This window comes from Streptomyces sp. NPDC029674 (assembly GCF_044903205.1).
Taxonomy (GTDB): Bacteria; Actinomycetota; Actinomycetes; order Streptomycetales; family Streptomycetaceae; genus Streptomyces.
The window spans coordinates 313625-319847 of sequence record NZ_JBJDPY010000010.1 but is presented as its reverse complement, the minus strand read 5'-3'; the positions used below and the strand labels follow the sequence as shown (position 1 = coordinate 319847).

Sequence of the window (6223 nt, the reverse complement as noted above, 5' to 3'; positions counted from 1 at the left end):
AGATCTGGAAGCCCGGTAACGGGTGGAGGTGACTGGTACTAATAGGCCGAGGGCTTGTCCTCAGTTGCTCGCGTCCACTGTGTTGGTTCTGAAACAACGAACAGTTGTGTCGGCTGAACAGCGTCACTATTAATTGAAAAGTGTGCTTGTTCGCTGCCCTGTTTGAGATCCTGCGTTTGCGTAGGATATTTCATAGGGTTTCGGTGGTCATAGCGTGAGGGAAACGCCCGGTTACATTCCGAACCCGGAAGCTAAGCCTCAAAGCGCCGATGGTACTGCAGGGGGGACCCTGTGGGAGAGTAGGACGCCGCCGAACAATTTTTGGAGGACCCTTGGTCCCAGCGTCCACGCTGGGACCAAGGGTCCTTTTGTTTTTGTCGAAGCGCGCCGGCCTGCCGGCTGCGCGAGAATGACTGCGGTACCGAAGACTAGGAGTCACCGATGTCCCCCAACTCTCCCGACGAGCGACCGGAGCGCGAGCAGCGCAGCCGGGACGGTGGTGACCGGGGCGGATATCGCGGGGCTCCCCGTCGAGACAACGACCGCGGAGACCGAGGCGGCTTCCGTCGCGACGACAGCCGTGGTGACAGCCGTGGCGACAATCGCGGTGGTGGTTACCGCGGTGGTGGCTACCAGGGTCGTGACGACCGGCGTGATGACCGTCGTGAGGGTGACCGTGGTGGCCGTCCGCCGTTCCGGCGTGATGACCGGCCCAGTGGGCCGCGCCGTGACGACCGTGACCGTGGTGGGTTCCGGCGTGATGACCGGCGTGACGGGGACCGTCCCGCCTTCCGCCGCGACGACCGGCGCGATGACCGGCGTGACGATCGCCGGGACAATGACCGCGGGGACCGTGGTGGCTTCCGTCGCGACGACAGCCGTGGTGACAACCGCGGTGGCCGTCCGCCGTTCCGGCGTGATGACCGGCCGAGCGGGCCGCGTCGCGACGACCGGCGCGATGGTGACCGTCCCGCTTTCCGGCGTGACGATCGCCGCGATGACCGGCGTGATGACCGTCGGGACAATGACCGTGGGGACCGTGGCGGCTTCCGTCGCGACGACAGCCGTGGTGACAACCGCGGTGGCGGATACCGCGGTGGTGGCTACCAGGGTCGTGACGACCGGGGCCGGGACGACCGGCGGGATGACCGTCGTGAGGGTGACCGTGGTGGTCGGCCTCCGTTCCGTCGTGATGACCGGCCCAGTGGGCCGCGCCGTGACGACCGTGACCGTGGTGGGTTCCGGCGTGATGACCGGCGTGACGGGGACCGTCCCGCCTTCCGCCGCGACGACCGCAGGGATGACCGGCGCGATGACCGTCGGGACAGCGACCGTGGGGACCGTGGCGGCATCCGTCGCGACGAGCGGCGGGACGACCGGCCTTACGAGCGCAGGGACGACCGCAGGGACGACCGGCGTGACGGGGACCGTGGTGGGTACCGCGGCGGGCGTGACGAGAACCGTGGCGGCGGCGGATACCGCGGGCGTGATGACCGGGGCCGCGACGACCGTGGGCGCGGTGGGCCGCGCCGTGACGACCGTGGTGGGCGTCCCGGTGGGTTCCGTGGGCGTGATGACCGGCGTGACGGCGACCGTGGTGGGTACCGCGGCGGGCGGGACGATCGCCGGGACAACGACCGCGAGCCCATCCGGCGGCTGCCGATTCCCGAGGACGTCACGGGGTTCGAGATCGACAAGGACGTTCAGCAGGAGCTGCAGAGCCTTCCCAAGGGGCTCGCTGAGGACGTCGCCAAGAACCTGGTGATGGTCGCCAAGCTCATCGACGAGGACCCCGAGCAGGCGTACGCCTACTCGCGGATCGCGCTGCGGCTGGCCTCCAGGGTCGCCGCCGTGCGTGAGGCCGCCGGCTTCGCCGCGTACGCGAACCAGAAGTACAGCGAGGCGCTCGCCGAGTTCCGGGCCGCCCGGCGGATGACCGGCAGCGTCGAGCTGTGGCCCGTCATGGCGGACTGCGAGCGTGGGCTCGGCCGGCCCGAGAAGGCGCTGGAGATGGCCGGTGCGCCCGAGGTGCACAAGCTCGACAAGGCGGGGCAGGTCGAGATGCGGCTCGTCGCCGCCGGGGCCCGCCGCGACATGGACCAGATCGACGCGGCCATCGTGACCCTGCAGAGCCCCGAGCTGGCGTCGAACTCCGTCCAGCCGTGGACCGCGCGGCTCCGGTACGCGTACGCCGACGCGCTGCTCTCCGCCGGGCGCGAGGACGAGGCGCGGGAGTGGTTCGCGAAGGTCATCGAGTCCGACAAGGACGGCAGCACCGACGCGTCGGACCGCCTGGCCGAGCTGGACGGTGTCGAGTTCGTCGACGCCATGGGTGAGGACACGGACGAGGAGTCGGTCGTTCCGGACGCCGATGAGGCGGATGACCTGGATGACGCGGGTGACGCGAGTGACGCCGGTGATGCGGGTCACAAGGACTGATTTGGTCCTCGGGCGTCGGTCCGAGGTGTGACGAAGGGCGGGCTTCCCTAGGGGGCCCGCCCTTTGTCGTATGTGGATGTCTGTGTGTCGTACTCAGAACGCGAGGTCGCGCAGGACCAGGCCCGTCGCCGGCTTCGGGCCGAAGGACGTCGACTTGCGGGGCATCGTGACGCCCTGCCGGGCCAGGTCGCGGACCACCTTTTCGCGGACCGGGTGCATCAGGACCGCCGTGCCGCCGTCGCGCTCCGCCTTCTCGACCGTCGCCGCGGTGTCGTGGATGTACGCGATGTGTTCCGGGGTGTCGGGGATCTGCCAGACGTGGTCGAGGAGCGTGGAGTGCAGGACCGTCGCGTCGAGGGTGCGCCAGGCCTCCGGGCGGTCGTCCGGGATCGTCCGGGCGAGGAGGTCCGGGGACGGGTGGTCGACGAGGTGGAAGGCGCCGTCACCGGCGAGGAGGAAGGCGTTGCTCTTCGCCGCGGCTTCGGCCAGGGCGTCCAGGGCGTGGTCGAGCGCGCCCTCGACCGTACGTATGCGGAAGGAGTCGCCGAGGGTCTGGAGGGCGTCGGCCACCGGCAGCCGGTGGAGATAGCGGTGGATGGCACGGACTCGCAGCGGGTAGCGGGCCGTGTCCACCAGGAGGACGAGGCCGTAGTCCCAGGCGCTCGGTGACGGGTGCTCGGCGCGCAGGCGCAGATTGGTCGCCCAGCGGTGGTGGCCGTCGGCGATCAGGGCCTGGTGGTGGGAGAGGTCCGACCGGATTTCGGCGATCTCCGCGGGGTCCGTGATGGACCACAGGCGGTGGTGGAAGCCGTCCTCCGTAGTGGTCGAGAGGAGGGGCTCGCGCTGGGCGGTGCGTTCGATGACGGCCATCGCGCCCCCGGGTCCGCCTCCGGGCCCGGGCCTGGGCTCGTCGCTCACCTGCTCGCCGGTCGCGTCGTGCTCGTCGTCCCTGTCGCTGCGGTAGGTCAGGAGCAGCGGCTCCAGGTTGGCGGAGGTCGCCCGCATCAGGGCGGCGCGGTCCTCCACGACGTGGGGCATGACGCCCTCGTGGGGGAGGACGACGCCGTCCGCTGCTTCCGAGAGGCGGAGCGCGCCGATGACGCCGCGCTGCAGGATGTCGCTGTCCCGCTGTTCGTAGACGTACAGGCTGGGTTCGGTGTCGGGGGCGAGGATGCCCTCGGCGAGCCAGGTGTGGAGGGTGTCCGCGGCCTGTTGGTTGCGGGCGGCCGGGGTGGTGGCCTGCGGGAGGATCAGCCGGACGATGTTGTGCGGGTCGGCGGATTCCAGGTGCAGCAGGCCGTCCGGGCGGACCACCACGTCGTACGGCGGTGAGGTCACCGCGGCGAGGCTGCCGACCCGTTCGGGGACGTAGCGCACGCCCCGGAACGGGATCAGGTCGAGGCCGCTGTCGTCGGTGTGACCCGCTGTGTTCATTAGGGCATCGTATGTGTGTCAGTGGCATGAGCGATGATCGGGGGAGTGGGATCGATCGAGGAGCGATGCGTAATGAGCCAGACCGCGGGCCGGAGTGCGGACAGGGCCGTCAGGACGCGGCCGGAGGGCAGTGGCCGGGCGCTGAGTGAGGTCTACGACACGGCTCTGCTCGATCTGGACGGGGTGGTGTACGCGGGTGGGCGGGCCATCGCGCACGCGGTCCCGTCGCTGGGTGCCGCGCGCGAGGGCGGCATGCACCTCGCGTATGTCACGAACAACGCGCTGCGTACTCCGGACGCGGTGGCGGAGCATCTGACGGAGCTGGGGATCGCGACCGACGGCTCGGACGTCATCACGTCGGCGCAGGCCGCGGCCCGGCTCGTGAGTGAGCATGTGCCCGAGGGGGCGCGGGTGCTGGTGATCGGCGGTGAGGGGCTGCGGGTCGCGCTGCGCGAGCGGGGTCTGGAGCCGGTCGAGTCGGCCGACGACGACCCGGTGGCGGTCGTGCAGGGGTACGGCGGGCCGGACATGGCGTGGGGGCGCTTCGCGGAGGCCAGTTACGCGATCGCGCGCGGGGTGCCGTGGTTCGCCTCGAACACGGACCTGACGATTCCGAGCGCCCGTGGCATCGCCCCGGGCAACGGCGCGGCGGTCGAGGTCGTCCGGATCGCGACGGGCGCCGAGCCGCAGGTCGCGGGCAAGCCGCTGCCCCCGATGCACCGGGAGACGATCCTGCGGACCGGCGCCGAGCGGCCGCTGGTGGTGGGCGACCGGCTGGACACGGACATCGAGGGGGCGTTCAACGGGGAGGTGGATTCGCTGCTCGTGCTGACCGGTGTCACGGACGGGGCGCAGCTGCTCGCCGCGCGGCCCGAGCACCGGCCGACGTACGTGGACGCGGATCTGCGCGGGATGCTCACCGGCCAGCCCGACGTCACGTCCGTGGAGGGCGGCTTCGGCTGCGGCGGGTGGACCGCTTCGGTGCGCGGCGGGGAGCTCGCGCTGGACGGCGAGGGCGAGGCCATGGACGGGCTGCGGGCGCTGTGCGCGGCGGCCTGGACGGAGGCCGGTGACGGGGTGTGCGAGCTGGACGCGGGGAAGGCGTTGTCCCGGCTGGGGCTGTGAGTCGCCGCCGGCGGGCTGCGAGTCTCCGCCGTGGGGCTGTGGCTCCCGCCGGGTGGTTGTGAGTGCCAGCCGGGGGGTGTGAGTCCCTGCTCAGGGCGGTGAGCCTGTGCCGGGGGTGAGTCTCCCGCCCAGGGGCCCCCGTCAGGGTGTGAGTCCCCGGCGGGGGGGCTGCGCTCCCGCGCCGGGGTGCGTGGCGCGGTGCGCGGCGGTTACGGAAAGCGCCCGCTCAGGAGGAGGGTCCTGGCGGGCGCGGTACCGGGGTGACGGTTCGGCGTCAGGCGCTTTCGTCGTTGTCGATGAGCTGGTCCGTGGTCGTTCCCTTGCGCCAGTAGCCCGAGAACGTGACCTTCTTGCGGTCGAAGCCGCGGTCGCCGACGAGATGGCGGCGGACGGCCTTGACGGTCGCGGACTCGCCGGCGATCCAGGCGTAGGGGGTGCCTTCGGGGAGGTCCGCGCCGCGGATCGCGGCCGTGGTGGCGCCCTCCCGGGTGAGCCAGTGGATCTCGGCGTCGGCCTCGGTGGGCAGGTCCTGGCGGTCGGCGAGGTCGTGGAGCTCGATCCATACGCGGGTCGGCAGGCCGGTCGGGAGCTTCTCCAGGATGTTCGCGACGGCGGGCAGCGCCGACTCGTCGGCGGCGAGGAGCAGCCAGTCGGTGTCCTGCGGCAGCCGGAAGTCGTACGCCGCGTTCTCCTCCTCGACCGGGCCGAGGACGCCGATGCGGGCGCCGGGGCGCGCGGTCCGCGCCCAGCTGGTCGCCGGGCCGTCGGCGGGCGAGGGCGCCGGGTCGTGGACGGCGAAGTCGACGATCAGCTCGTCCGGGTCGCGGCGCAGCCGGCGGGTCGTGTACGTGCGCATGATGCCCCGTACCGAAGGGTCGAGGGCGTACCACGCGGCGTACCAGTCGGCGACGTCCCCGGAGCCGGTGTCCGGCATGACCGGGCTGTCCTGGCCGGGGTGCGGCAGGAAGATCTTGATGCGCTGGTCGGGGCCGCCCGCCGCCATGCGGGGCAGGTCGGCGCCGCCGAAGGTCACCCGGATCATGGCGGGGGTGATGTGCTCGGTGCGCAGCACCTGGACGTCGAAGTACCGGTACGGGGAGTCGGTCATCGCTGGGGCCTCGGGGTGCGCCGGGCTGCGTGCATGGGTGGTGCTTCTCTCGTCGAAGTCGCGTCGGAGTCTCGTCGATGGCTCGTCGAAGTCAAGTGCGAGGGTAGGCTAACCTAA

General features: G+C 71.4%; 4 protein-coding genes, 1 rRNA gene and 1 pseudogene. 4 read left to right on the top strand and 2 right to left on the bottom strand.

Annotated elements, in window-relative coordinates; genetic code table 11:
• Positions 1–199 precede the first annotated feature (199 nt).
• From rrf to ACI2L3_RS25205, 3 genes and pseudogenes are all read left to right on the top strand, one after another.
• Positions 200–316: ribosomal RNA gene (gene rrf, locus ACI2L3_RS25215) — 5S ribosomal RNA — on the top strand.
• A 125-nt stretch (positions 317–441) separates the two neighbouring features.
• Positions 442–1518: pseudogene (locus ACI2L3_RS25210) on the top strand (hypothetical protein); the annotation flags it as partial.
• Positions 1519–1656: 138 nt separating this feature from the next.
• Positions 1657–2439, top strand: coding sequence for a hypothetical protein (locus tag ACI2L3_RS25205; RefSeq protein WP_404754670.1), 783 nt, complete (start codon positions 1657–1659; stop codon positions 2437–2439).
• Between the two features lie 93 nt (positions 2440–2532).
• Here ACI2L3_RS25205 and ACI2L3_RS25200 read toward each other — a convergent pair whose 3' ends face one another.
• On the bottom strand, positions 2533–3873 hold the full coding sequence (locus ACI2L3_RS25200; protein ID WP_404754653.1) for a DUF1015 family protein: 1341 nt from the start codon (positions 3871–3873) through the stop codon (positions 2533–2535).
• A gap of 72 nt (positions 3874–3945) precedes the next feature.
• Between ACI2L3_RS25200 and ACI2L3_RS25195 the strand changes: the two genes are divergently transcribed.
• Positions 3946–4998 carry an HAD hydrolase-like protein gene (locus ACI2L3_RS25195; RefSeq protein WP_404754652.1) on the top strand — a complete coding sequence of 351 codons (1053 nt, stop codon included), beginning with the start codon at positions 3946–3948 and terminating at the stop codon, positions 4996–4998.
• Between the two features lie 274 nt (positions 4999–5272).
• On the opposite strand, the gene ACI2L3_RS25190 is transcribed toward ACI2L3_RS25195, so the two are convergent.
• Positions 5273–6106 (bottom strand): siderophore-interacting protein, encoded by an 834-nt coding sequence (locus ACI2L3_RS25190; RefSeq protein ID WP_404754651.1) that lies wholly within the window; start codon positions 6104–6106, stop codon positions 5273–5275.
• Positions 6107–6223: the final 117 nt, after the last annotated feature.